At 43.3% G+C, this 25,684-nt stretch carries 19 protein-coding genes and 2 tRNA genes; 12 read left to right on the forward strand and 9 right to left on the reverse strand.

Annotation, left to right across the window (positions count from 1 at the left end; translation table 11 throughout):
• Positions 1–39 precede the first annotated feature (39 nt).
• From V1L52_RS06045 to V1L52_RS06065, 5 genes are read left to right on the forward strand one after another with little or no spacing between them, the layout of a single operon-like run.
• Positions 40–3,288 (forward strand): alpha-mannosidase, encoded by a 3,249-nt coding sequence (locus V1L52_RS06045; protein ID WP_428771626.1) that lies wholly within the window; start codon positions 40–42, stop codon positions 3,286–3,288.
• Positions 3,285–5,891, forward strand: coding sequence for a glycoside hydrolase domain-containing protein (locus V1L52_RS06050; protein WP_428771628.1), 2,607 nt, complete (start codon positions 3,285–3,287; stop codon positions 5,889–5,891). Before V1L52_RS06045 ends, V1L52_RS06050 begins: the two co-directional genes overlap by 4 nt.
• Positions 5,888–6,337, forward strand: coding sequence for a DUF6669 family protein (locus V1L52_RS06055; RefSeq protein ID WP_428771630.1), 450 nt, complete (start codon positions 5,888–5,890; stop codon positions 6,335–6,337). Before V1L52_RS06050 ends, V1L52_RS06055 begins: the two co-directional genes overlap by 4 nt.
• A 1-nt stretch (position 6,338) precedes the next feature.
• Complete coding sequence (locus tag V1L52_RS06060; RefSeq protein ID WP_428771632.1) at positions 6,339–7,262, forward strand: CehA/McbA family metallohydrolase; 924 nt, start codon at positions 6,339–6,341, stop codon at positions 7,260–7,262.
• Positions 7,263–7,278: 16 nt separating this feature from the next.
• The gene (locus V1L52_RS06065) at positions 7,279–8,040 is read left to right on the forward strand and encodes an endonuclease/exonuclease/phosphatase family protein (RefSeq protein WP_428771634.1); all 762 of its coding nucleotides are present in this window, start codon (positions 7,279–7,281) and stop codon (positions 8,038–8,040) included.
• Here the strand turns inward: V1L52_RS06065 and V1L52_RS06070 are convergent.
• From V1L52_RS06070 to V1L52_RS06110, 9 genes are all read right to left on the reverse strand, one after another.
• On the reverse strand, positions 8,030–9,313 hold the full coding sequence (locus tag V1L52_RS06070) for a response regulator transcription factor (protein WP_428771636.1): 1,284 nt from the start codon (positions 9,311–9,313) through the stop codon (positions 8,030–8,032). The two genes, V1L52_RS06065 and V1L52_RS06070, sit on opposite strands and share 11 nt — an antisense overlap.
• Positions 9,288–11,276 carry a cache domain-containing sensor histidine kinase gene (locus V1L52_RS06075; RefSeq protein WP_428771638.1) on the reverse strand — a complete coding sequence of 663 codons (1,989 nt, stop codon included), beginning with the start codon at positions 11,274–11,276 and terminating at the stop codon, positions 9,288–9,290. The genes V1L52_RS06070 and V1L52_RS06075 overlap by 26 nt, the downstream gene beginning before the upstream one ends.
• 26 nt (positions 11,277–11,302) lie before the next feature.
• Positions 11,303–11,374 (reverse strand) — tRNA-Pro (locus V1L52_RS06080).
• Between the two features lie 188 nt (positions 11,375–11,562).
• Positions 11,563–11,636: transfer RNA gene (locus tag V1L52_RS06085), tRNA-Asp, on the reverse strand.
• 72 nt (positions 11,637–11,708) lie between these two features.
• Entirely contained in the window at positions 11,709–12,122 is a 414-nt protein-coding gene (locus V1L52_RS06090; RefSeq protein WP_428771640.1) for a bacteriohemerythrin, read from the reverse strand.
• A 73-nt stretch (positions 12,123–12,195) separates the two neighbouring features.
• Positions 12,196–14,067, reverse strand: a complete 1,872-nt coding sequence (locus V1L52_RS06095; RefSeq protein WP_428771642.1) for a hypothetical protein — start codon at positions 14,065–14,067, stop codon at positions 12,196–12,198.
• A 64-nt stretch (positions 14,068–14,131) separates the two neighbouring features.
• The gene (locus V1L52_RS06100; RefSeq protein ID WP_428771644.1) at positions 14,132–14,899 is read right to left on the reverse strand and encodes a radical SAM protein; all 768 of its coding nucleotides are present in this window, start codon (positions 14,897–14,899) and stop codon (positions 14,132–14,134) included.
• Complete coding sequence (locus V1L52_RS06105) at positions 14,886–17,270, reverse strand: glycyl radical protein (protein ID WP_428771646.1); 2,385 nt, start codon at positions 17,268–17,270, stop codon at positions 14,886–14,888. The genes V1L52_RS06100 and V1L52_RS06105 overlap by 14 nt, the downstream gene beginning before the upstream one ends.
• 130 nt (positions 17,271–17,400) lie before the next feature.
• Positions 17,401–18,219 carry a helix-turn-helix domain-containing protein gene (locus tag V1L52_RS06110; protein WP_428771648.1) on the reverse strand — a complete coding sequence of 273 codons (819 nt, stop codon included), beginning with the start codon at positions 18,217–18,219 and terminating at the stop codon, positions 17,401–17,403.
• A 113-nt stretch (positions 18,220–18,332) separates the two neighbouring features.
• Here V1L52_RS06110 and V1L52_RS06115 point away from each other — a divergent pair, with 113 nt between their 5' ends.
• From V1L52_RS06115 to V1L52_RS06145, 7 genes are all read left to right on the forward strand, one after another.
• A complete protein-coding gene (locus V1L52_RS06115; protein ID WP_428771650.1) occupies positions 18,333–19,280 on the forward strand; it encodes a substrate-binding domain-containing protein in 948 nt (315 codons plus the stop codon).
• A gap of 95 nt (positions 19,281–19,375) precedes the next feature.
• Positions 19,376–20,365: an ABC transporter permease gene (locus V1L52_RS06120; RefSeq protein ID WP_428771652.1), complete on the forward strand. Its 990-nt coding sequence runs from the start codon at positions 19,376–19,378 to the stop codon at positions 20,363–20,365.
• A 3-nt stretch (positions 20,366–20,368) separates the two neighbouring features.
• Entirely contained in the window at positions 20,369–21,877 is a 1,509-nt protein-coding gene (locus tag V1L52_RS06125) for a sugar ABC transporter ATP-binding protein (RefSeq protein ID WP_428771654.1), read from the forward strand.
• Positions 21,867–22,847, forward strand: coding sequence for an ABC transporter permease (locus V1L52_RS06130; RefSeq protein WP_428771656.1), 981 nt, complete (start codon positions 21,867–21,869; stop codon positions 22,845–22,847). The genes V1L52_RS06125 and V1L52_RS06130 overlap by 11 nt, the downstream gene beginning before the upstream one ends.
• Positions 22,848–22,996: 149 nt before the next feature.
• Positions 22,997–23,911, forward strand: a complete 915-nt coding sequence (locus V1L52_RS06135) for a nucleotidyltransferase family protein (protein WP_428771658.1) — start codon at positions 22,997–22,999, stop codon at positions 23,909–23,911.
• Complete coding sequence (locus V1L52_RS06140; protein WP_428771660.1) at positions 23,912–24,805, forward strand: type I phosphomannose isomerase catalytic subunit; 894 nt, start codon at positions 23,912–23,914, stop codon at positions 24,803–24,805.
• Between the two features lie 61 nt (positions 24,806–24,866).
• Positions 24,867–25,631 (forward strand): hypothetical protein, encoded by a 765-nt coding sequence (locus V1L52_RS06145; RefSeq protein ID WP_428771662.1) that lies wholly within the window; start codon positions 24,867–24,869, stop codon positions 25,629–25,631.
• Positions 25,632–25,684: the final 53 nt, after the last annotated feature.

The following is a 25,684-nucleotide window of genomic DNA, read 5'->3' on the forward strand; positions in this document are numbered from 1 at the left end:
TAAAAGTTTGTACTGCCGGATTTGCATTAGGAGGATTTTATGGCCTTTGATTTTAAAAATAAAGAGCGTTTGTATAATCTTGTTGAAGAATTGGAAAATCTGCGATACGAAAAAATCGCGGATATCGATGATTTTAAATGGTACGAAGACGACGGTGCAGTCGGTAAATCAAAGCCGGATACCGAGCATACAAAACTGGTTGGCAGGGGCTTCCAATGGAAGGGCTACGGGGTTTATAATTGGATTGAAAAAGAACTGGACCTTCCTCCGAAACGAAAAGGAAAGCGTCTTGCCGCCTTATTTGATTTCGGAGCGCGAAAGGGAAGCGGTAACAACAGCCACTTTGAAAGTTTGTTGTATATAAACGGGAGTATTTTTCAGGCGGTTGACGGTAATCACCGTGAAGTGTTTTTGGATTCGTTTAGCGGAAAAGTACATTTATTGTTCAGATTATGGTCGGGCTTAAACGGCGGAGGCGAGCCTTCCGAAATGCGTATGGAAATACGCAAAGCCGAATGTGCATACCTCGACATTGCGGCGGACGAACTGTATTTTTTTTCGCGCAATATTATCGAAACATCCCATCTTTTGAGCGACGACAATCCGTATAAGCTTTGGCTTATAAATGAGCTTGCCCAAGCTTTCCGTTTTATCGATTATACGAATCCCGCATCCGAGCAATTTTACGCTTCGATTCCGAAAGCGCTTTCTTACTTGCATAAGGTAATGAAGGGGCAGGGGAAACCCGATATACGCATTTCCCTTATCGGTCAAACGCACATAGACGTTGCATGGCTGTGGCGCCTCTGCCATACGCGCGAAAAAGCCGCCCGATCCTTCAGTACGGTCGAACGGTATATGGAGGAATATCCGGAATACGTTTTTTTGCAAAGCCAAGCCCAGCTTTACGAGTATATAAAACACGACTACCCGCAGCTGTATAAAAGTATTCAAAAGCGTGTTGCAAGCGGCCGCTGGGAACCCTGCGGCTCAATGTGGGTCGAGTGCGACTGCAATATTCCTTCGGGGGAATCTTTGGTACGCCAAATCCTCTACGGTAAACGGTTTTTTAAAGCCGAATTCAACTGCGACAACGACTTTTTATGGCTTCCCGACGTATTCGGCTATTCATGGGCTATGCCGCAAATCTTAAAAAAGTCAGGTGTGCATACCTTTATTACCTCAAAAATAAGCTGGAACGATACCAACCGTATGCCCAACGATACCTTTATCTGGCGCGGTATAGACGGTTCGGAGGTATTGACTCAGTTTATCACCACCGCCGAAATGGATGATAAAGGCAACATAGATACCACTTATACATATAACGGTGATACGCGTCCCTATGTAATAAAGGGAACATGGGAAAACTATCAAAATAAAGATTTAAACCGCGATTTATTTGTCGTCTACGGCTACGGAGACGGCGGCGGCGGCCCGACGCGCGATATGATTGAAAATATCCGCGTTTTAAATAAGATTCCCGCCCTTCCGTATGTAAAAACCGAACGTTTGGAAACTTTTTTGCAGCGGCTTCATAAATCGCTTAAAGCGAATAAGCTGAACGGACATCTTCCCGTATGGGACGGCGAGCTGTATTTGGAATTCCACCGCGGGACCTACACGTCGCAGGCTTATACGAAAAAAATGAACCGCCGTTTGGAATTTATGCTTAGAGAAACCGAAATGCTGTCGGTATTTTCGAATGCTGTAAGCGGCACTTTATCCAATGCTTCACGTAGCGAGCTTCGGATTGCCGATGACAAGGCTTCAATTTATGAAGCGTGGAAAATCGTTTTACGCAATCAATTTCACGACATCCTTCCCGGTTCGTCCATTCACGAAGTGTACGAAGACAGTAAAGCCGAATATGCTCAAGCCGAAAAGATTCTCGCTGCGGTGCGTGAAAAAAGTTTAAACGATTTAACGCATTGTTCGGATAACTCCGAGGCGGAAGAAACCTTTACGGCATTCAATTCGGCGTCTTTTACACGGGATATGTTTATCCGTATTCCCTCCGCCGCTTCGGGAAAAACGGAAAAAAACGGTACCCGTTCGGCGGTAAAAAGCTCCTTTTACACGGCAGCGGGCAGCCCGCTTAAAAGTGTACAAAGCGGCTGTGATACCCTTGTTTTGTATCCTGCAGTACCGCCCCTTTCTTTTTGCACCTTTTATAAAAAACCGCAAAACTCTCCGCAGGAAAAAAAGACGGCAGCGGGCTTGAGGTTTGTGCAAAATGCCGACGGCGGCATACGGCTTGAAACTTCTTTTTTCCGCGCCGTTTTGAATAAAGCGGGACAATTAACAAGCTTATTCGATAAAAAAGCCGCCCGTAATGTTTTTGCAAAAAAAGAGCGCGGTAATGTGCTTCAGATATTTGAAGATAAACCCCGCTGTTTTGACGCATGGGAGCTTGAGCCTACGATTGACTTAAAAAAAGAAGAAATTACCGATGTAAAATCCTGTACAGTTGAGTGCAACAATCTGTATATTGCAGTGCAGGTATCCTTAGCCTATAATAAAAGCACAATAGAACAAAGTATACTGTTTTATGCGGACAGCCCTCGTATCGACTTTAAAACCCGCATAGATTGGAACGAAAGACAAAAGATTCTAAAGGCGGCTTTTACTCCCGATATACGTACAACACAGGCGCGCTATGATATTCAATACGGCAATTTATGCAGAAGCACAACGCAAAATACTTCATGGGAAAAGGCGAAGTTTGAAACGCCTGCCCACAAATGGATTGATTTAAGCGAAACCGGTTACGGGCTTGCTCTTTTGAATGATTCAAAATACGGGCACGATATAAAAGACAATACAATGCGTATCAGTTTGTTGAAAAGTGCCGTCGATCCCGATTACGCCGCCGATAAAGGCATACAGGAATTTACCTACGCTCTTCTTCCGCATACGGGCGATTTTGTGCAGGGACGGGTTGAAGAATATGCCTTCGATTTAAACAACCCCGTGCGAGCCGTAAAAGGAAGCGCTGCGGAGGAAAAATCCTTGTTGAGCTTTTCAAACAATGCAGTGTTCCTTGATTGTATAAAATACGCCGAAGATTCGCAGGATATCCTTATACGCTTCCATGAATATACGGGAAGCCGCGGCTCGGTTGAGCTTTCCCTTCATGAATCAATCTTCCCGAAGAATGCACAATGGTGTGAAGCCGATTTAAGTGAAAATCCGGTAACGGCATGGAAAAAAGGCACAATCAAAGTCGAGGTAAAGCCTTATGAGATAATCACCTTGTTAATCGGAGCAAAGGGAAGCCGCCGATGAGCCGAAGATACCTCATTCCGCAAGAAGGTGCGTTTTACAAAGCGAATATGCACTGTCATTCGACTTTTTCCGACGGAGCTTTTACTCCTGCCGAATTAAAAAAGATATATCAAAGCAGGGGATATTCGATTATCGCCTATACCGACCATTGTATATACAAACATCACGCGGAATTAAGCGATGACAATTTTTTAGCGGTTGCCGGCCTTGAAGCGGAAACAAGCGAACCCGATACCACCGAAGGCGGGTTTGACCGTGTAAAAACCTATCACTTCAATTTGATAGATACGGATCCGGATTACCGCAAAGAAGAAAAAGAACACCTTATTCAGCCGAACGACTGGTATTACGGCATCGATGAAATCAACGAGTATATCGAAAAAGTCCGGGCTCTCGGCTTTTTAACCGTATACAATCATCCCTATTGGTCGCTCCATACCTACGACGATTACAAAGATTTAAAAAATCTTTGGGCAATGGAAATCTTCAATTACGGCTGTGAGCAGGAAGGCTCTTACGGCTGCGCTCCGCAGTGTTACGATGAGCTTTTGCGTATCTATAACGGTAAAAAGCTTTTTTGCGTGGCGGGCGACGATAATCACAACGGCGTTTCTCTCGACAGTCCCGATTCCGATTCCTTCGGTGCTTTTACGATGATAAAGGCAAAAAGTTTAACCTATCGGGCGGTTATGGACGCTTTTAGAAACGGTGATTTTTACACATCAATGGGACCGCAGATAAAAGAACTTTATACCGAAAACGGAGCCGTATATGTAAAAACATCTCCGGTAAAAAAAATATCCCTTATTACCGAAGGACGGCGCGTATATCAAAAGATTGCAGCCGAGGGAGAGTGTATAGAAGAAGCCGTATTTAAATTGCTCGGAAAAGAAGGTTATATCCGTGTCGACTGTACCGATGAAAAAGGGTTTCATGCGGCAAGCAATGCATACCGCATAGAAGAAATACGCATATGCAATGTAAGTTCTTTGCAAAAGGTATGTGCCGATTCTTCTCTTTTAAAAAAACAGATAAACCGCGGTACCGCTTTAAAAGGAGAACGCTTTTCGTATCAGGCGGCTCTTTCTTTTGCGGGAGAAGAAACCGACACTATTGAAGTTTCGCTGCGTATTGAATCCGCTCTTTTGCCCTATTGCAAGGTGTACCGCGTCGGCTCCGTTCCCGCCCGTTTTACCGCATACAAGGACAGGCGCGATGCGGATTATCTGAGCTTTAAAGAAGGCTTATTTCCCGATATCCTCTATCCCGTACAAATTGAAAACGGCTCTCCGGGCAGCTTTATTCTTTCGACGGAATATTGCGAAACCTTGTGGATTGAAATAAACGTTCCGCCTTCAGCCGACGCAGGTATTTACGATATTCGTCTATATGCCGAATGTAAAGACCGCGCTCTTCAGACACGGAGTACGTTTTCGCTTCGCATAGCCGATGAAGTGCTTGAACAAGACGATTTTAAATACACGCAATGGTTGCATCTCGATTGTCTTGCCGATTACTACGGAGATGATATTTTTTCCGAGAACCATTGGAAGCGTATCGACGAGTTTATAAAAACCGCTTCGGAAAACGGCGTATCGGTTTTGTTGACCCCGGTGTTTACGCCTCCTCTCGATACGGATCTTACCGGAAGCCGAAAAATCGTTCAGCTTGTCGATGTCGAAAAAACGGAGGGCGCTTACCGCTTTTCTTTTGAGCGTTTTCACCGTTATGCTTCCCTTGCAAAAAAACACGGCATAAAATACTTGGAAATAGGGCACTTATACACGCAGTGGGGGGCACAATATCCGTGCGATGTTCAAGCATACGTAAACGGGAAAAAAATGCTTATCTTCGGAAAAAAAACGTCCCAAGTGCCCGAAACATACGAAGATTTTTTAGCGGCTTTTTTACCCCGCCTTATCGAAGAAATCGAGAAAGCGGGATTTAAGGACAGGGCTTTTTTTCATGTTTCCGATGAACCGGATATCTGCGATGCAGAAGCATACCGCGGGGCAAAAGACACCGTAAAAAAACATATCGGAAACTATCCCGTTTTGGATGCTTTATCCGATTACGAATTTATAAAAAAAGGAATTGCCGAAATTCCGGCTGCCGCAATAGATAAAATAGCCCCCTTTATAGAGCACGAGGTAAAACCCCTGTGGGGATATTATTGCTGTGCACAGGCATCAAAGGTGAGCAACCGCTTTTTGGCTATGCCCTCATGGCGTAACAGAATCATCGGCTTTTTATTGTATAAATTCGGTATAGACGGTTTTTTGCATTGGGGCTATAATTTTTATTATACGCAGTATTCAAAAAGGCTTGTCGATCCCTTTGTACAAACCGATGCCGGCGGTGCATTTCCGGCCGGAGATCCGTTCAGCGTTTATCCGGGAAAAGACGGGCCGATTGAATCGATTCGTTTAAAGGTTTTTTACGAAGCTTTACAGGACAGACGATTTTTAAAACAGATGGAAAAAAAGCTCGGCAAAGACCGTATTATTAAGACTGCCGAAGACTATTTCGGCGGCGTAATCGATTTTGAGCACTATCCCCGGGGAGAAAAGTTTTTACTGAACATGCGGGATTATTTATTATGAAACTCATATATGAAGCAAAGGGCAGCGTCAATAAAGGTTTTATAGGACAAATAGCGTATACGGTGTGTTTGGATAAAACCTATAAAGAATTGGACGTTCATCTTACGTTCGATAAACAGCGTTTAAAGCGGTTGACCCCGGAAGGCAGGGATGAAATATATAATCAAGTTCTCGAAAAATACGGAACGGAAGTAAACGAAGCGCAGATAAAAGAAATCGCAGCGCATATGAAAACCGAAATTCAGCTTTGCGTTATGATGAATGATGAATTTATCGGCGGCATTCACCGGCAAATGACCGACAGACACTTGTATATTTCCGCTTCGGAAGCTACCGAAGGTGCAATCCCTCAAAACTCGATACACGGGGTTTTGCGTGTTATCATAATTTTTTTTAACGTTCTATGTGACGATACGCGCTATACCGTATCCGTAAAGGCCCTTTGATATGTATAAAAGATTCGAACTTCATAATCACACGATAGAATCCGACGGCTCGCTTTCGGCTAAAGAATTGATTGATTACATGGTTGAAAACGAAGTTGATGCCTTTGCCCTTACCGATCACAATACGATTTCAGGCCATTATAAAATAAAAAAAATATTGGAAAAAGAAAAACCGCCGATAGAATGTATACTCGGCATGGAATATACGACTTATTACGGTCATATTCTCTGTTTTAATTTGAACGAATATATTCCCTGGGAAAATATCGACAAAGAATGTGCGGAACTTTTATTGGGCAGTATAAAAAAAACGGGTGCCTTGGCCGGAATTGCTCATCCGTTTTCATACGGTGCCCCCATAGCGCAAGGCTGCCGCTGGGAAATGAAGCTGAACGACTATTCCGTTTTGGATTTTATAGAAATTATAAACAATCCCGAATCGTTGGAAGCAAACGAACAGGCTTTGATGTGGTGGCAAAGCCTTTGTTTAAGCGGTTTACGTATTGCTATGACTGCGGGAATGGATTTACACCGTAAAGACGGTTTTGAAAATAAATTTGCCGTATATGTAAAAACGAGGCCGGGTATAGGTGCGCAGACTGCTTTAGTTCGTGCGATAAAAACGCAAAAAACCTATGTAACCAAGGGCCCCGTTTTTGAAGCTTTGTTACAAAAAAATACCGCCGTAAAGTGCCGCATAGAAAATATCGTAAAAAAAGGGTTTGATATGCAAGCCGTTCCGTTTTGGACTGTAGAATATACGAGCCCTTCAGGCAGTGTTGTGCGCAAACTTGACAAGTCTGAAAAAATGTCTTTTCTTCCTCTAAGCGAATTCAGGGATTCATCGGTTATCATTGTCAAGCTGTACGCAGGAGAAGCGTGTATGGAAAACCTGACGGCCGTTGCGCCTGTTATATATTGCTAAAGGAATCGGAGAATTTATGAAAACAGTTACATTCAATATCCGTATGGATAATCCTGAAGACGGTAAAAATGCGTTTCCGAACCGGCGCGCCCTTATTAAAAAAGCAATCGAATCGCGAAGCCCGGATATTATCGGTTTTCAGGAAGTACTGCCGCATATGGCCGATTGGCTAAAAGAAAGTTTAGGCGATTATTATATTATCGGGCACGGCCGCGAAAAAGATTTAAGCGGCGAGCAGGCTCTTATCGCATATAAAAAAACGGCATACAACCTTCATTATACCGAAACCTTTTGGCTTTCTCCGACACCTTCGCTTCCCGGTTCCCGCTATAGAGGGCAAAGCGGCTGTCCGCGTACCTGTATTCGAGCCGTTTTTGAAGACAAAAATCACAAGCTGTTTCAAGTTCTGAACACCCATCTTGATCACACCGGTAAGTCCGCCAGGAAAAATGCCTTGGAACAAATTATGCGAACCGTACATGCTGCTGAAAAAGTGCTTCCCTTTATTCTTATGGGAGATTTTAATGCTCTTCCCGGTCAAAAGGAATTGGCCCCCCTTTTTGCAAGCGAATTCGCTTCTTCGGGATTGCGGGATGTTACGGCTCAAAGCGGCGGCACCTTTCACGACTACGGTACGATTCCGAGTGAAAAAATCGATTATATTTTTGCCTGCGGTGCTTTTGAGGCGCAGGGCTGTACACTGTGGCGCGACTGTGAGAACGGTGTATATATATCCGATCATTATCCGCTTGAAGCGGATTTGATTTTTAAAGCTTAAAACGCATTTTTTTTCGGTATTCCGCCGGGGTTAATCCCGTGCATTTTTTAAATACTCTGAAAAAATATTGACTGTCGCCGTATCCGACTTTTTGCGCAATTTCATATATATTCAAATCCGTGTGTTTTAAAAAAGCGCAGGCTTCTTCGATACGCACATGCGAAAGATACTCTACAAAATTACAGCCGGTTTCTTTTTTAAAAAGAAATGAAAAATAATTCGGGCTGAATGCGTATTTTTTTGCGATATCCGCAGTACTTATATTTTGACTGTAATGTTTGTGGATATAATCCGCGGCCGCTTTTATTCTTTTATTTCCCGATGATTTTTCCGATACATCAGGGACCTTTTCCGCTTCCCGTTCCCGTTTTTCGGATATCCGTTTTGTGCTTTTTTTTGAATAAAAGAAAATATGTTTTTTTTCGCTTGTTTTAAGTTCGGCTCCGGCAGCGGTACAGGCTGCAGCTGCCTGCTCATAAAGCAATACCGATATGTTTGTGTGAATTTCACTGCAGCAGACAATCGGTAATGAATTTTCTTTGCTCAGTGTTTGCAATGCTGCATGTAATATGCGTGCGGCGGCTTCCGCAAAATCGGGGGCAGGTGAGCAAACCAAAACCGCACACCGATTGACATATGTAAAATCGCGGAAACAAAAAAAGTGTATGTTTTTTGAAAAACTATCCTTTTGCCGATTTTGGGCAAGCATATCGGCCAGTTCGTCGATATCGTTTAAAAGAGCAGGGGCTTTTTCCTGAATAATGCAAAGCATTGTATACCGATTGTTTTTTGTACAAAAAGATTTTTCGAGTGTTTGCCGAATTGCCGTGTCCTGTCCCTGTGACTTTATATACTGCCAAAACAAACGCCCCGTTTCTTCCCTGTGAGTGATACGCTTATTGCGTATGATATCAACCGCTTTTAAGAGTGCATTTTTTAATTCTTCATTTGAAATCGGTTTTAGAATATACGAATGAACGCCGAAATCCATTGCCCGTTTTGCATACTCAAATTCCGCATAACCCGTTAAAATAATAAATTCAATATCCGGAAAATCTTTTTTTACCGTTTCCAATAATGCAATTCCGTCCATTACCGGCATACGAATATCGGTAATAACAATATCGGGCCGCTTATCACGGATTATATCGAGGGCTTCTTTGCCGTCGGATGCTTCATACAGTACATCGGGATCAATACCGATATATTCAAATCGGGCTGTTAAACCGCTGCGGATCAATTCTTCGTCATCGGCGATGAGTATACTGAACATCGTTTTTCCCGTTTTGTTTATTATCGGCTTTTTCTTTTGTTTCAGGATATAAAAGCGGTAATTTTAAGATAACCCGTGTTCCTTTACCTTGAATACTTTCAATATCCGCTCCGTATGCTTTCCCGTATGCCGTTTGAATGCGGGAATGAACGTTTTTTAACCCGATACTGTGTTCATATGATTTTATTTTACCGCATCTGCCGTCGTCATGTAAATGTGCTTTGATTTGTTTCAATCGTCCCGTTTCAATGCCTCTGCCGTTATCTTTTATTTCAATATAGAGGACGGATTGTTCTGCCCGTGCGGATATTTCTATGAGTCCTCCCGATTTACATTCTTTTAAACCGTGATTGAAGGAATTTTCAACCGGAGGCTGGAGAATAAAACAGGGCATTAAGCAGTTACGCAGTTCCTGCGGAACCGAATAGCGTATCGAAAATGCGGAAGGAAACCGTATGCTTTGTATGTATATGTAGTTTTCAATGTGCCGTAATTCTTCCGCAAAACCTACCGATTCTCCCGGCTGTTTGCTTACCGCATAACGGAACAATGCGCTTAATTTTTCCGTAATTTCACAAATGACATAGGCTTTTTTTTGCATTGCAATCGCACTTACTGATTCAAGCGTATTATATAAAAAATGAGGATTGATTTGAAATTGCAGTAAGCGAAGCGATGCTTCTTTGTTTTCCAGTTCCGTAATGTAGTTTTGCTCGATAGCGCGGCTTAAGCGTACTACCATTTTATCGAATTGTTTTTCGATAATTCCTATTTCGTCTTCATTTTTTTTATGCGTATTTTGTATTTCCAAATCTCCGTGTTCAACCTGCTTCATTTTTGCGATAAGAGTGTTTACCCGTACCGCTATTTTACCCGATAAATGATAAGCAAAAAAGAAAATCAATATAACTGAAGTAAAGCCCATAAGCACGGTTGCTTTGAGGATGGAAACCAGTTTTTCTCTTACGGTATTATTTTTAAAACAAATAACGGCTTTTATACCGTTACAGGCTGTCCGTTTTTGCACTAAAAATAAAAGGCGGCCGCTTTTCGGCAGCCGATAGATTGAAACGCCGTTCCGTATTTTTTGTAGCAAGTCGGTCTCGTCAATTTCGTATAAGGTACTGCGTTTTTTATACAAAATCCGATTTTCTTCGGATAATATGAATACGGTATGAGCGGTATCGGGTTCTATCGGTAAAAATGAATTAAAAAAATCCTGTAAATCAATATCAAGTTTTATAAAGCCTAAGCGCTTACCGTAATAGGGATTTGAAAAATCGGTTGCAATAACGGGCTTGATAAGCGACATTATGACTTCACCTGTATCCGGTTTTGTGTAAAAAAAATAATCCTGTTGAGTATTTTTATATACATCGTACCAATATTCGTACATTGCATATTCCCGTGTTGTCGCATTTTGATGGTAGACCGGACAGCCGGGGACTTCGGAATACACCATACATTTATCCAAACCCAGATTTTTATTCAAACGTATGTATTTATTTACTTCGCGTGAAATGATTGCTCCGTTTATCCAGGGACCGCTTTTTTCCGACTTGTCCGTCATTGCCGCGTGAATGGTAACATTAGCGCACAAATGTTCAATCATATCATAATAATTTGCAAACCGCGTATTCGTATTTTCCGTCAGATGCTCAAGTACTTGCTCATAGGCGCGCTGTATTTCCGTATTTGTACTTCGATAACTGTGAATAAGTATAAAAAATGTCAGCAAAAAAACGGGTATGGATCCTATACAGATATTTATAAGAATAAGCTTTTTGAAAATACCGGAAGAAAATCTTTGTTTTAAATGAGTATATGTATTTTGCAAATCGGGCAGGGGGGATTTGCTCTTGGCAAGTCGCAATCCGGCTCCTTGCTCTGAGCCGCCTCTTTCGCTTACGCTGCCATCCGTGGCAGCTTTTCCTCGCCCCTGCTCGGCGCTCAATCGGTTCAAATCCCCCTCCAAAGGGGGATCAGTAATCGGGCAGGGGGGATTTGAACCCCCGGCCTCTTGGTCCCGAACCAAGCGCGCTCCCCCTGCGCTACTGCCCGAAGCGGCAGTTGTCCAAAACTTACGTTTTTGAACAACTCCCATATAAAAACAGGGTTTATATAAAACCGCAAAGCCGCACAAAGAGCCGCAAAATCCGAGTACAAGTATGCGTACCGGCGGTTTTCATCGTGCACCTTTCAAACCCTGCTAAGGTGCAAAAAAAAGTCCATCTGAAGCGATGGACTAGCGGGAGTGACGGGGCTTGAACCCGCGATCTTCGGCTTGACAGGCCGACGCGATAACCAGCTTCGCTACACCCCCGTAATGGAACATACTATATCATAAGCAAACTATTTGGTCAAGGGGCTGAAAGCGCATTTGACGATTTTTTGCCTATTTTGTCAGCGAAAAATAGTATTTCGCCATTTCCTTATCGGTTATCAGAATATGGTCAAAAAGCCAGTCGCGCAAAAAACGTACAAAATTATTCGGAACAAACTGTTTGCCCTGCGTATAGGCATTTACCGAGGTCAGTATTTCTTTTACAAAGGATTCATGCTTGTGTTTATGTTCCTGAAAATGGGGATATTTCATGCCTTCCATCAACCGTTCCTCATCTTTAAAATGGAACAGAACATAATCGACCAATTCTTTCATTACTTCTCGGAATTTTTCATCAAGCTCACCTTTTTCTCCCAAACAGGCGTTATACAGCATATTAGTTAAATGCACCAAATGTCTGTGCTGTCTATCTACAATCTCAATGCCTACGTCAAAGGAGGGATCCCACACAATAAAATCACTCATTATAATACTCCCGTTTAACGAAAAGAGTATATACAAAACGGGAAAAAAAATCCAGTCCGGTGAAAAGAGCCTGTTAGATCACATTTTTGCGATAACTCGCATAATGTATTGCACCGATTGCTTGGGCAAATTGGGCGATTGTATACGTACCGCTGTCTTTGAGCTGCCTCATAAGCGGTGTTGCCGCCATTTCGTCATCCGCAGCCTCAAATCCGTTTGCCGCTATGCGCTTTTGTGCACCTCGGCATAAAAGCTTAAAGCAATTTTCCTGTTTTACCAGCCGGCCGAATAATATGGCTTTATTTGCGCTCGATTCCAAAATACGTTGTGTTTCACAAAAGGCAACCGCAAGATATTCACCGATTTCACAAAAGATGCGTTCGGCCTCCTCATTGCCTCCGGTTGCGGCCAAAGACATAAGGTGCTCTAAAAAAGGTTTACGCATATCTTTAGGAGAAGTAGGAGTATAGAGCCCCTGAGATTTTGCATCCTCTTTTTTTTCGTATAAAAAGTTTTTTTCAAACAATTGCCGATATAAGGCCGGTTTTGCGGTTTCAAAATATTTTAGTGCAAGTCTGAATGCGCCGCTTTGACTCGTATATTTTTGCAGGGTGCCCGCAAGCTTTGTATTAAAGTTGTTTATGCTGCGCACATCGTCGCTTGAAAATTCTTTTTCGGGCCATGAACCTAAATCGATAATAAAGTTATATACTTCAAGAGGTATATCGGGGATTTTCCCTTCACCGTCCAAATAGCCCGTTCCCAGTTCGGTTCCCAAAGTATAGGCTAAAACCCCCGTATTTACCGACGATGTATCGGTATATGCCGTTTCCGCCGCCGCGCTGAATGCGGCCATGGGGCCGTCATTAACAATACCGACAACACCGTTTTCTTTAACAAATTGTGCAAGCATTTTGTTTAAAGGAGTAATCAGCCGGAATTCTTTTTCATAATCGACGGCGGGATTTTCCCGTATACCGCGCGTTTTAAATACTTCTCCGCCGACAATACTGTCTTGTACTACAACATCGGGGAACGAAAGACCTATACCGTCATATAAAGGAAGTTCAATTCCGTTTTCAAAGGCAAATTGTTTTGCTTTTTCGGTACACTTGATAATCAATTCGTCGCTTGCTTCAACCGGCATGGCTGTATCCGTAATTTCGTTAAAACGGCTGTCTGCCCTGTAACGCATAAAATCAACCAATGCAATAACAGGATCGATAAGTTCATGTATGCGCGTAAAACCCGCAGGAAACCAATCGTATTCTTTTAAAGCGGTAAGTTTTCCGTTTACGGATAAAGCAAGTTTTATATCCGTCCCGCCCACATCAATACCGATTAAAATACCCTTATCGCTTTTTTGTACGGCTTCTTTCAGTTTTTCTCCGACAAACCCGCAGTTTTGCCGTTTTGCAGCATACATAAAATCCGAAGGCATATCGGCAGTATCGAAGAGATCAACTTCGATTTTTGAATCGGTTCGCATATCCAGTGCATCCAATATGCGTTCGGCAACGTTTACGGCCCGTCCGTATTCTTTTCTTTGTGCGCGTTCCGTAAAAATACCGAATTTTTCGATAAAACAATTGTAGATATATGTAACTTCCGCACTTTTTTCACTCGTATAAAATTTCATCGAGCGGGCGCCCAGGCAGGAAATAATATTGTATAATTCCGCCATACAGTAATCCCGTATAAAGAGCGCTTCAAGTTCTTTTGCCGGCATTTTTTCCGTTTTGCCGGTTTGTACACTTGCGGGAACGTTGAAAGCGGGAATCGTGTAGTCGAAACGGCGCTTATAGCCTTCCGCAGTTACAAGTGCAAGGCTGAATCGTCTGATTTTTTCGTTTTTAAGTTGTGCAAAACATTCACGTACATCATTTATATATACGGTTTTACCGTTTTGAGCTTCCGAAATAAAGCGCTCCGTTATACTGTTCATTTTTTCCTCCTCGGTGCCCGTCAATAAAGCCGCAGTGCTTTTGACGGTTTTATATTATTTTACATTATATGATACTTACTCCGCACGAAACGGCGATTTTTTTGAACTCATTCATTTGCGAGTCGGAAAAGGGTTTTAATCCTTCAAACCGTTTAAAGCCTGAATTGTGCAGTTCGTTGTATTTTGCGCTTGCAAGCGGATTAAAATTAAGCAGTTCCCACCGTATTGAAGAATCGATACTGCCGATAAAAGTTCCTATTTCAATAATATTTTTTTCATCCGCCGTATAACCGGGAATAAGGGGCGTGCGCGCAATCAAACGTCCCGTCCCTTTGAGTTTTTCGGCGGCATATTTAAAATTCTCCCGTATAAGCTCGTTATCGGCACCGATTGCCGCCTTATGTTTTTCCGTATCGAAAATTTTTATATCCGCCAATATAAGATCGATTGAATCGACGGCTTTTTGAATGCTCTCACGCGGGGCATACAGGGACGTTTCAAGGGCAGTGTGAATTTTTTTTGTCCGCAAAATATCGGCGGCCGTACATACATCGTCGATTTGCGCTAAAGCTTCTCCGCCTGAAAATGTTACACCTCCTCCTGAAACTTCAAAAAACACGCTGTCCGCCTGTACTTCTTCGGCAAGAGCTTCAGGTGCAATGCAGCGACACTTTTTAGCTTTTTTGCTTTTTTGTACATCCGCAATACCGAATTCCAAGCCTTCGGGGTTTTGACACCACAAACAGCGTAAGGGGCAGCCTTTTAAAAAAACGGTGGTGCGGATTCCCGGCCCGTCATGCAGAGAAAAACGCTGAATATCAAATATCGTCATAACTTGTGCGCGCGATAATTTCGTTTTGCAAATCGGCCGCCAATTCGGTAAAATACGCGGTATAGCCTGCAACACGGATAGTAAGGGAGCGGTATGCTTCCGGATTTTTTTGCGCTGCCAACAAATCTTCTTTTCGCACCACATTAAATTGGGCGTGATTGATTTTCAGGCGGACAAACCCGCGTAAAAAAGCCGAAAATTTATGTATTCCCTCTTTTGTTTTAAAAAACTGCGGTAAGAACTTCATATTAAGCAGGGTACCGTTACTTCCGCGCGATGAATCGATACGTGAAACGGATTTTAAAACGGCTGTAGGCCCGTTTATATCGCGGCCGTATACCGCAGATTGTCCGCCGTCTGCAAGGGGCGTTCCTGCCGACCTTCCGTCCGGAGAAGCGCCGACATTTGCCCCCATCGGAACGTGTGCGCTTACGGTATACATTCCCGTATGATACGGCCCTCCGCGGTAATTTTTTAATCCCTTGAATTTATCGGAAAAATATACAATCCATTTATTTGCAATATTGTCCACCCATTCAATATCGTTGCCGTATTTGGGCGCATCGTTAAGCAATAGGGTGCGCAGGTTTTCGGCGTCTTTAAAGTTTGTCCGCAGTGCCTGAAGCAATTCTTTTTGAGAGATTTTTTTCTCATCATAGACAAGCTGTTTTAACGCTGCAAGAGAGTCGGCAATATTGGCAGGCTGAATTACCTGAATGCCCGAAAGATTATAATGTGCCCCGCCTGCGGTTACGTCAAGTCCCTTTGCAAGACAATCGTCTATAACACTCGATAAAAACGCTGTCGGAAGCAGGCGTTGGTGGACTTTTTCAACCACTTCACATGCGCCTATCATTTTATCGAAAAAATAATCGATTTGTGTTTGAAAGGCTTTTTCGACATCTTCATAGGTTTTAAAATCTTCCAAAGTTCCCGTTTCGGGTCCCAATTGTGCACCGGTTAAAAGACACACGCCGTTATTTAATGCCAGTTCCAAAACCTTGGGTAAATTAAACATTGCCGCATCGCTCCAGCCCAAGTTGTTTCCGTGGGTGGTAAGCTCAACACAGCCGACAATCGCATAGTTTTTTGCATCCTTTTCCGATATCCCCTGGGCACGGAGGGCAGGGACTATACTTTCGTCGTTGAATACCTGCGGCATACCGCTTCCTTTTCCGATAACGGCCGAACATTCATTTAAAAGAGTTTCCGGTGAATTTTCGTGTAAGCGGGCCGAAAGGTTCGGCTGCGGCAATCCCAAATGCTCCTGGGCTTTTAAAAACAGGTATGAAAGCTCATTGCTTGCATCGCTTCCGTCTTCTTTAATACCGCCGAGGGCAATATTAAAACCGATGGGAAAACCGGCAAAAAAAGCGGCACTGTGAGAATTGCGTAAATATACAATCTGGTTGAATTTAAGCCAGAGCGCTTCAATCAATTCAAGAGCGCTTTCGTCATTCAATGTACCCTTGTCGATATCCGAGCGGTAATACGGATACAGATATTGGTCGGCTCTTCCCGGCGAAAACGACGAAGCGTTGCTTTCCATCTGCAGCAGTACATATAAAAACCATAAAGCCTGCAATGCTTCTCTGAACGTTTCCGCCGTACACTCGGGTGCTTCCGATGCAAGTTTGCGGCATATCCGCTCGATTTCGGCAAGATTCGCCTTATCCTCTTGGGCGGCCGTTTTTTGCATGTCGGCGGCAAGGTCGGCATAACGCTTTATAAAGCGGCGGGCTCCGTTTAATACCTCTATTACGCATTCGTAAAATTCGATTTTAGCCGGATCTTTTTCTTTTTTTAAATATGCTTCGGCTTCTTTACAAATACCGGCCGCTCCGAGCCTGATCCATTTTTCGGTATCGGGGCAAATATGTCCCTGGGCATGGTCTTTTTGATTGATTTTTACCACTTTTGCAATGGAATCAATCAATTCCGCACCTTCGGCGCGTATCGTATCTTCCAAGGATTTTCCCTTCCAATAAGGCAGGATAAATTCTCTAAAGTCTTTTATGTCTTCCGGATGTACATTGAATTTATCCTGCGCCCGGCTGTGAAGGGTTTCGATTTCTTTATCGATCCATGAAATGCCTGATTCGGGAAAGACGACTCCCGCTCTTACTCCTGCGGTTCTGTTGCCTACAATCAATTCTTGGGCATCTATTGAAATATGCAAAAGCTCCATAGCGGCGGCAAGCGAGTGAGCGCGTTTTTTGGCGGTACTCAAGGCTTCATTCTTTTTATAGGATTCGGTAATAATATGTGCCTGTTCGAGCGACATAAAACGTTTTTCGTCAAACATCTTATTTTTAAGGGACAGGATTCTTTCGGACGGCCGGGCCGTTCTTATGATTTCTATTGTTTTCATAGCTATATAATGGGGCTGTTTGTCCAATAAAGAAAGAGCGGATACTCGCGAGAAGGGGGGCAAAACTGAACTGAATATGAAATCGCAGGTTAATCGTTTAAGAGATAAAATGAATTTTTGGGGAATCGTTTTATGTTTTACGTTTTTGTCTGAATGCTCCGGGTGAAATGCCTTCAAATTTTTTAAATAAATGCGAAAAATGTTTTGAATCGGCAATGCCCAATTCTTCGGCAATACAGTCAATCGTAAAATTGCTTGCGCAAAGAAGGTATTTCGCTTTTTCAATGCGCAGGTAATTTCGGTACTGCATGGGAGTCATCCCCGTTTTTTTCTTAAAATATCTGAATAAATAACTTTCGCTTACAAATACCGCTTGTGCCAACGACGCAATGTCAAAGTCATCGAGGTAGTGCTCCTGTATCCATAATTTACAGCGGTCTACAAGCGCATCTTTTTCGATAGGCGGCTGTAAAAAATATCGTTTTAAAAGCGCAAAAAGTGTTTGCGCATACAGGCCGAGCAGTTCTTCACGATAAGCCTTATCGGACTTGAATTCGGTATACATCTTTTCTATGAGTGTACGAAACTCCCCATCCCTGTCCTTAACGACAACACTTTGGTCAATAGATTCAATTTTATCCGTTGCTATCCAAAAGCAATACACTTCCTGATAGGTATTTACATCCAGTTTTTCTTCATGATGGACCCCCGGCGGATAAATGACAAGGTTGAACATGCTTATATCCATATTTTTTCCGGCTTCTATGTGGGCCTTACCGTCTATAAAGTACAAAAATTCGTAAAAATCATGGGAATGCCGCTCGAAATTCCATATAGAACTGTGAGCACCGAAACGTTCGCATGACAAAATCTTTATGTTGTCAAAAGCGTTCCGGCATACTTTTTGCATAGGGTTGACCGCCGTATCCGGTTTTATGCCTGTGTCCATACCGAGAGTATACCCGATATATTCATTTTTGTACACCTTTTGGATAGTTATTGCCTGTATCGGTATTTAAAATCTCGATTTATAATATATGCATTCAATATAGGAGGTTTCCGATGAGGAACATCAAAAAAATTATTTTAGCTGTTGCAATACTGGCTTTGTTATTTACACCGGTTTTTGCACAAACAAAAACCGTTATCGGTGTAACGCTTATGTCTTTGCGTCACCCCTTTTTCCAGGAAATGAAATCCACTCTTGAAAAAGATGCGCAGGAACGCGGTGTTGTGCTTCGCCTGACCGATGCCGACTTTGATGCCGGTAAGCAGGTCCGTCAGGTTGAAGATTATATTCAGCAAAAAGTAACCGGTATTCTTATTACGCCCTGCGATTCAAAAGCATTGGCTCCCGTTTTGAAAAAAGCCCTTGCCGCAGGAATCCCGGTTGTAACCGTAGACGTTGCCGCCGAAGGCGTTGATGTTGTCAGCCACTGCGCTTCCGACAACGTATTGGGCGGAAAGTTGGCCGCCGATATGCTTATTAAAAGATTAAACGAGCGCAAAGTATCCAAGGGAACCGTTTTGATTGTAGATCACTCCGGCGTTACTTCAACGCAGGCCCGTATTGAAGGTTTTAAACCCGCTATGGCAAAAGCCCTGCCGAATATTAAAATGGTTATTATGAATGCCGTCGGTCAGCGCGATAAAGCCATGTCCGTAACCGAAGATGCCATTCAAAAGTACGGAAAAAATCTTATCGGTATTTTTGCAATAAACGATGACTGTACCCTCGGCGCTCTTTCCGCCGTTGAACGCCGCAATAAACTCGACTCGATTTCGATAGTCGGTTACGACTTCGGCGATGAATCCAAGGCCGCTATCGATGCGGGAAAAATTGTCGGCGATACCGTTCAATTCCCCTCAAAGATGGGTTTACAGGCTTTCCATACCTTGCTTGATTATATTTCCGGCAAAAATAAAAATCCGCCGAAAAATCAGCCGGTTGAAGTAGGTACCTACCAAAAAGACGGTTTTAGAGATTCGAACGGAAACCGCATGAATTAATACGGAGGGGGCTGTCTTTAAGTTGCTTTCTTTTCGGCAGCCCCTTTTATTTTGCTTCCGCCGTAAAATCATTAAAATAAGTGAGGGTCTCAATAATGCCTGAAACAAAAGGTGTAAGACGTTTTTTTTCTTCAGTGCACATGCAGTCAAAATCGGTACTTTTTATTTTGGGTGCACTGGTTGTTTTTATTTTTTTGTTGTGTGATATATTTCAAATAGGAAACGAAAGCGGAGAATGGATTTTTTTAAATACCGAAAATATTGCCAATATTCTTAATCAGGTAAGCATTAACGTTGTTATCGCCTTCGGTATGACATTGGTAATACTGATAAAAGGTATAGATTTATCCGTAGGCTCGATAACTTCCGTAAGCGGTGTTGTTATCGCCATGTTGATTTTAAATACGAAAATGCCTCTTCCTCTTGCCGTAATTTTAACGCTGATTGCGGGTTTTTTGACGGGGGCGGCAAACGGTGCGCTTATTTCAATGCTCAGGGTTCCCGCTTTTATCGCAACTTTGGGCAGTATGGCTATTTTTCGCGGTTTGGCCTTTATTCTTACCGACGGAAAAGCAAAATTCGTAAATTCCGACAGTTTTAAGTTTTTGGGTAACGGTTTTATAGGCCCCGTTCCCGCAGCCGTTATACTTATGCTTGCAATGCTTGTGCTTTTTCACTTTTTGCTGTCAAAAACGGTATTCGGGCGTAGAATTTACTTTTTAGGAGGAAATGAAGAAGCTGCCCGTTTGACCGGTACCGATCCGGTCCGTCTCAGATTTTTTGTATTTTCCATAGCCGGAGCCTGTTCGGCAATGGGAGGTATCTTACTTGCCAGCCGTTTGGGTTCCGGCTCTCCCAATGTAGGCGGCGGTTATGAGTTGGATGCCATTGCCGCTACCATCGTCGGCGGTACCAGCTTTTCCGGCGGCAAGGGAACGATTATCGGTACCTTTATCGGTGCTTTAATTATGGGTGTTATCAGCAACGGAATGAACCTTTTGGGTATATCGCCGTATATGCAATATGTGGCAAAAGGAGCCATCATTCTTTTGGCGGTTATCATCGATTCATTAAAGAAGGCATAAAGTATGAATACACAAACAGTCATTTTGGAAATGAAAAACGTGACAAAGTCTTTTTACGGCGTTGTCGCGCTTAACGATATAAATTTTTCGCTCCATAAAGGTGAAGTCCATGCTCTTTTGGGGGAAAACGGCGCGGGGAAATCAACCTTAATGAAAATTTTATCCGGTGTTTACTTCCCCGATGCGGGCAGGATTTTTATAGACGGTAATGAATACCGTTTTAAAAACACCGTTGATGCGCGGAAAGCGGGCATAGCCATTATTCATCAGGAATTGAATCTGTGTGAAAATTTAAGCGTTGCCGATAATATGTTTTTGGGCCGCGAAAATCCCAAATTCGGTATATTGGACTCGCAAAGCATAAAAGAACAAACGCAGCAAATATTGGACAGCCTTTCTTTATCCATTGCGGCGGACAGCATTGTAAGTACTTTGCCGATTGCACAAAAACAAATGATAGAAATAGCAAAGGCCGTTTCGTTGAATGCACGAATCTTGGTTATGGATGAACCTACTTCATCTTTAACCGCCGCGGAAGAAGAAGTGCTCTTTGAATTGATTGAACGGCTAAAGAAAAACGGTACGACCATTGTTTACATTTCACATAAATTGTCGGAAGTATTCCGCGTATGCGACAGGGTTACCGTTTTGCGTGACGGTGAGTATATCGGTACAAAGGATATAACAGAGGTAACCGAAGAATCCCTTATTGCGATGATGGTCGGACGTTCCATTACAAATGTATATCCGCCTTCTTCTCATACAATCGATCGTACAAAACCCCGCTTTGAGGTTAAAAATCTGTGTGCATCTTCATATGTCAAAGATGCCGGTTTTTGCGTATATCCGGGCGAAATTTTGGGCTTTTCGGGCCTGGTCGGTTCCGGCAGAACGGAAATCGCAAAGGCCGTTTTCGGCTGCTTAAAAAAGACCGGCGGCTCCATGTTTCTTGACGGAAATGAAGTGATAATCGATAATCCGCAGCAGGCTATAAAGCAGGGTATTGCCTTTGTTACCGAAGACCGAAAACTTGAAGGCTTGGCTTTGGGACTTTCCGTTGCCGATAATATTACCGCTTCCAATTATGATTTGGTTTCGCAGGCGGGTGTTGTACAGACGAAAAAATCAAACAGCCTGATTTCAAAGGGAATAGAAAAACTGCGTGTTAAAACGCCCGGAGCAAAAACTCATACGGGCTTTTTAAGCGGCGGAAATCAGCAAAAAGTTATTTTGGCGCGTTGTCTGTCCAAAGATATAAAGCTGCTTATTTTGGATGAACCTACGCGCGGAATCGATATCGGAGCAAAAACGGAAATATATGCTTTGATGCGGGAATTAAGCGCCAAGGGAATGGCTATTATTATGATTTCGTCGGAACTGCCGGAAATTTTAGGTATGTGCGACCGTATTGCGGTTATGAAAAGCCGCCGCATTGTAAAGATTTTGGATAAAAAAGATGCAAATCAGGAAACCGTTATGACGTATGCCGCAGGAGGATCCGATGTTGAATAATGCGAGGAAAAAATATATATCGCCTATTTACTTTCTTATCGTATTTTTAATCGTTTTGCTTTTTTTTCTTTGCGATGTATTAAAAATCAATAATTACACGGGTGAGCGGATATTTTTAAACACGGGCAACTTTTTCAATATTATGAATCAAGTGTCTTTAAATGCAATAATAGCTTTTCCGATTACGTTGGCAATTATTATTCAGGGAATCGATTTATCCGTCGGTTCCGTTGCGGCCTTTATCGGTGTGTTATTATGCAAAATTACGCTTGAGCTTAATATTCCCTTTATACCGGCCGTATTGATTGTGCTTACGGCGGGAACGTTAATCGGTATGTTAAACGGGTTTATCATTGCCCGTTTTAATTTGCCGGCCTTTGTCGTTACCTTGGGAGCTATGATTATTATGCGCGGCCTTGCTTTATTATTGGTTGACGGTATTCCCATATTTAACGACAGTAAAGCGTTTTTGTTTTTGGGAAACGGCACCCTTGCGGGCTTTATTCCCATGCCCGTTGTAGTCCTTCTTGTTGTCTTTGTGCTGTTTTTGTTTTTTATGAAAAAAACGGTTTGGGCAAAGCATATTTATGCCTTGGGCGGCAATGAAGAAGCTGCAAAATTAAGCGGTGTTAATGTTACAAAAATAAAGCTTCTCGTATATTCTTTAAGCACGTTGATGGCAAGCCTTGCGGGTATTCTCTTGGCAAGCCGCCTCGGCTCCGGACAGCCGAATGCCGGTGAAGGATATGAATTGGATGCAATCACCGCGGCTATTGTCGGCGGCACAAGCCTTTCAGGAGGTGTCGGCACAATCGGCGGAACCTTGGGCGGAGCAATAATTATCGGTATTATCAATACCGGAATGAATACGCTCGGTATATCTCCGTACTACCAGTTTATTATTAAAGGTTCCGTAATACTTGCAGCGGTTATTGTGGACAGAAATATTGCAGAAAAAGGCCGCACCTGATATAGCTTTTTTCCCGTCTTTTTGTTATACTGCAACAAACGTTCGCGTCTTTGCCTGTGTTTTGCAGCCCGGACGGATACCTTGTTCCGGACGGGTGCATTAAGACGGCTGAAAAGCGGTACGAGTAATTTTTACGGGAGAAGTTTCTTATGAATCCTACATTAGTGGTTTTGGCGGCCGGTATGGGAAGCCGTTACGGCGGCGTAAAACAAATAGATGCGGTGGGCTTGCACAATGAAACCCTGCTTGATTTTGCAACCTATGATGCAAAAAAAACGGGTTTCGAAAAAGTCGTTTATATTATCCGAAAAGACATAGAAAAAGATTTCCGCGAGCGTTTTTTTGACCGGGTGGCAAAAAACTTTAATGCCGAATACGTGTTCCAAAATCCCGATTCGATTTTTACGGCCGAACAGTTACAAAAGATTTCTCCCGAGCGCAAAAAGCCTTGGGGAACGGTTCACGCCGTTTTATGCGCCGAAAGCGCGGTAAAAGAACCCTTTGCGGTTATCAATGCCGACGATTATTACGGGCGCGAAGCCTTCCGCACGATGCAGGGACATTTGGCTGCAGTGTCCGAAAATTCTACGGAACACGCGATGGTCGGTTATGTGCTGGAAAATACGATGAGCCGCTCCGGTTCGGTATCGCGCGGTATATGTACCGTAAAAGACGGCTACCTTGCTTCAATCAAAGAAAATACAAAAATCAGCTATAAGGGCGAGGGTATTATCACGGAATTGGATGAAGGCACTTTTGAGCTTACGGGCAAAGAATGGGTGTCGATGAACCTGTTCGGCTTTACGCCCAAAGTTTTTGAAGGTTTCCGCGCATACTGGGATGATTTTATCGCAAAAAACAACGAAGCCGAAAAAGCCGAAGCCCTGCTTCCCTCCGGTGTTGAAACGATTGTCGCATCGGGAAAAGGCAAGGTCAAATTTTATACTTCAACGGAACGCTGGTTCGGTATGACCTATCCCGAAGACAGGGCAATCGTCAAATCGGAGATTGCCGTAAAAATAGCCGAGGGCTATTATCCGGAACAATTGTGGGAAAAAGCCTAAATGTTTAAAACCGAAGCCTTTGTGTCCGAAAAAATATGGGGTTACGAGCGCTGGATTTTATCAACTCATAAGGCCGGCGAATCTCTTGCTGATAAATCGACCGAATTTATAGGGGGGAAAAAACTCTCCTCGGTTATCGGTGCCGATTATCCGCTTTTGGTAAAGGTGATTCAAGCGGACGAAACCCTGTCCGTGCAGGTTCACCCGGACGACGAATACGCACGCCTGCATGAAAACAGCGCGGGCAAAACCGAATGCTGGTATATTTTGGACGCAAAGGAAGGTGCGAGCCTCATCTACGGCTTAAACGGTATATACAGCCGCGAAGAATTAAAAGCGGCTATAGAAAATCAAAAACTGGACAATTATCTTCGAAGCGTTCCCGTATCAAAGGGCGACTTTGTTTTTATTCCCGCGGGAACCGTTCACGCCATTCAGGGCGGTTTGCGGCTTTTGGAAATTCAGCAGTCAAGCGATATAACCTACCGCCTCTATGACTGGGGACGACCGCGAGAAATTCACGTCGAAAAAAGTTTGGACGTTATAAAGCCGTTTCCGCCCGATTCTTTAAATGTTGAACGTCCTTTCGGCGGCTCTTTCAGCTGTCCCTATTTTAACTTGGAAAAATACGATTATACGGTACGCGGTTCGGTTTGTTTTGCAAAAAAAGCCGCCCAAAAAGCCGCCGGTGAACAAAACGGACAGGAGCCGACCCCGGCGATGAAAACCTCTTGGTTAAGCCTCTTTATTATAAGCGGTACGGGAACTTTTGAATCGAATACGGGAGAACGCCTTTCGGTACAAGCCGAAGACTGCGTTATCGTAGGAGCCGAAGAAAAAATCACCCTTATTCCGGATGCGGGAAGCACCCTTTCGGTTATGCACATAAGCTGACAGTGCACTGTAGACAGCGCACTGTCTAGACAGTGCGCCTTATTTTTTGTATCTTTATCGTATGCATTTGATTATTTTAGCGCTGCCCTATGTGTTTCAGCTTGCCCTTATTATTCACATTATAAAAACAAACAAACCCTTTTATTGGCTCTATTTGATTATTTTTATCCCTTATTTGGGAGGAGTTGCCTACATATTGATTGAATTACTGCCCGCCCTTGTTTCAAGCAGGGGAATGCGCCGTGCAGGGGAAAGCCTTGCGCGCACCCTTAACCCCTCGGCCGAACTTAAAAAGCTTGAAGAACAGCTTAAAAATCAGGATACGGTCAGCAACCGCAGCGCGCTTGCACAAGCTTATATCGAGGCCGAGCGTTTTTCAGATGCCCTGCCGCTTACCGAATCATGCTTAACCGGCCCCTTTGCAGACGATGCCGCTTTGTTGTTTTTGCACGCCCAAGCTTTGTACGGAAACGGCAGAGTCGAAGAAGCGGCGGCAATTTTGGAAAAATTGCAAAAAAAACAAAGCCTTTCTTCGGTAACGGAAAAACTGTTCGACATTCAAGTGCGTTCTTCGCTTTTAAAACAACCGCTGACCGACGACTTTGAAAAACTGTGGAACGAATCCAAAAACTTTGAAGCGGGCTTTTATTACGTTCAAGCCCTTGTTAAAAGCGGGAAGGACGGCAGTGCGGCAGACAGCGATGAGACGAACCGCGAAAAAGCGCGCCTCGTTATAGAAGATATGCAGCGTATCTTAAAAAACTACCGCAATTTCAGCCGCTCCATCGGCGCCGAATGGCTTAAAAAAGCCAAGGCACTGGTATAATGGATAGCGGAATTTTCCGTGATTCGGGAAATGTATATTTATAATTGAAATAT

This window comes from Treponema sp. HNW (assembly GCF_050320395.1).
Taxonomy (GTDB): Bacteria; Spirochaetota; Spirochaetia; order Treponematales; family Treponemataceae; genus Treponema_C.

What these genes read in the sequence shown, in the direction of transcription:
- V1L52_RS06105 (WP_428771646.1), bottom strand. Translation starts at nt 17,270, where the DNA reads ATGAAAACAATAGAAATCATAAGAACGGCCCGGCCGTCCGAAAGAATC.
- V1L52_RS06065 (WP_428771634.1), top strand. Translation starts at nt 7,279, where the DNA reads ATGAAAACAGTTACATTCAATATCCGTATGGATAATCCTGAAGACGGT.
- V1L52_RS06050 (WP_428771628.1), top strand. Translation starts at nt 3,285, where the DNA reads ATGAGCCGAAGATACCTCATTCCGCAAGAAGGTGCGTTTTACAAAGCG.
- V1L52_RS06125 (WP_428771654.1), top strand. Translation starts at nt 20,369, where the DNA reads ATGAATACACAAACAGTCATTTTGGAAATGAAAAACGTGACAAAGTCT.
- V1L52_RS06115 (WP_428771650.1), top strand. Translation starts at nt 18,333, where the DNA reads ATGAGGAACATCAAAAAAATTATTTTAGCTGTTGCAATACTGGCTTTG.
- V1L52_RS06060 (WP_428771632.1), top strand. Translation starts at nt 6,339, where the DNA reads ATGTATAAAAGATTCGAACTTCATAATCACACGATAGAATCCGACGGC.
- V1L52_RS06145 (WP_428771662.1), top strand. Translation starts at nt 24,867, where the DNA reads ATGCATTTGATTATTTTAGCGCTGCCCTATGTGTTTCAGCTTGCCCTT.
- V1L52_RS06070 (WP_428771636.1), bottom strand. Translation starts at nt 9,313, where the DNA reads ATGTTCAGTATACTCATCGCCGATGACGAAGAATTGATCCGCAGCGGT.
- V1L52_RS06140 (WP_428771660.1), top strand. Translation starts at nt 23,912, where the DNA reads ATGTTTAAAACCGAAGCCTTTGTGTCCGAAAAAATATGGGGTTACGAG.
- V1L52_RS06110 (WP_428771648.1), bottom strand. Translation starts at nt 18,219, where the DNA reads ATGGACACAGGCATAAAACCGGATACGGCGGTCAACCCTATGCAAAAA.
- V1L52_RS06095 (WP_428771642.1), bottom strand. Translation starts at nt 14,067, where the DNA reads ATGAACAGTATAACGGAGCGCTTTATTTCGGAAGCTCAAAACGGTAAA.
- V1L52_RS06135 (WP_428771658.1), top strand. Translation starts at nt 22,997, where the DNA reads ATGAATCCTACATTAGTGGTTTTGGCGGCCGGTATGGGAAGCCGTTAC.
- V1L52_RS06045 (WP_428771626.1), top strand. Translation starts at nt 40, where the DNA reads ATGGCCTTTGATTTTAAAAATAAAGAGCGTTTGTATAATCTTGTTGAA.
- V1L52_RS06090 (WP_428771640.1), bottom strand. Translation starts at nt 12,122, where the DNA reads ATGAGTGATTTTATTGTGTGGGATCCCTCCTTTGACGTAGGCATTGAG.
- V1L52_RS06120 (WP_428771652.1), top strand. Translation starts at nt 19,376, where the DNA reads ATGCCTGAAACAAAAGGTGTAAGACGTTTTTTTTCTTCAGTGCACATG.
- V1L52_RS06055 (WP_428771630.1), top strand. Translation starts at nt 5,888, where the DNA reads ATGAAACTCATATATGAAGCAAAGGGCAGCGTCAATAAAGGTTTTATA.
- V1L52_RS06130 (WP_428771656.1), top strand. Translation starts at nt 21,867, where the DNA reads ATGTTGAATAATGCGAGGAAAAAATATATATCGCCTATTTACTTTCTT.
- V1L52_RS06100 (WP_428771644.1), bottom strand. Translation starts at nt 14,899, where the DNA reads ATGACGATATTTGATATTCAGCGTTTTTCTCTGCATGACGGGCCGGGA.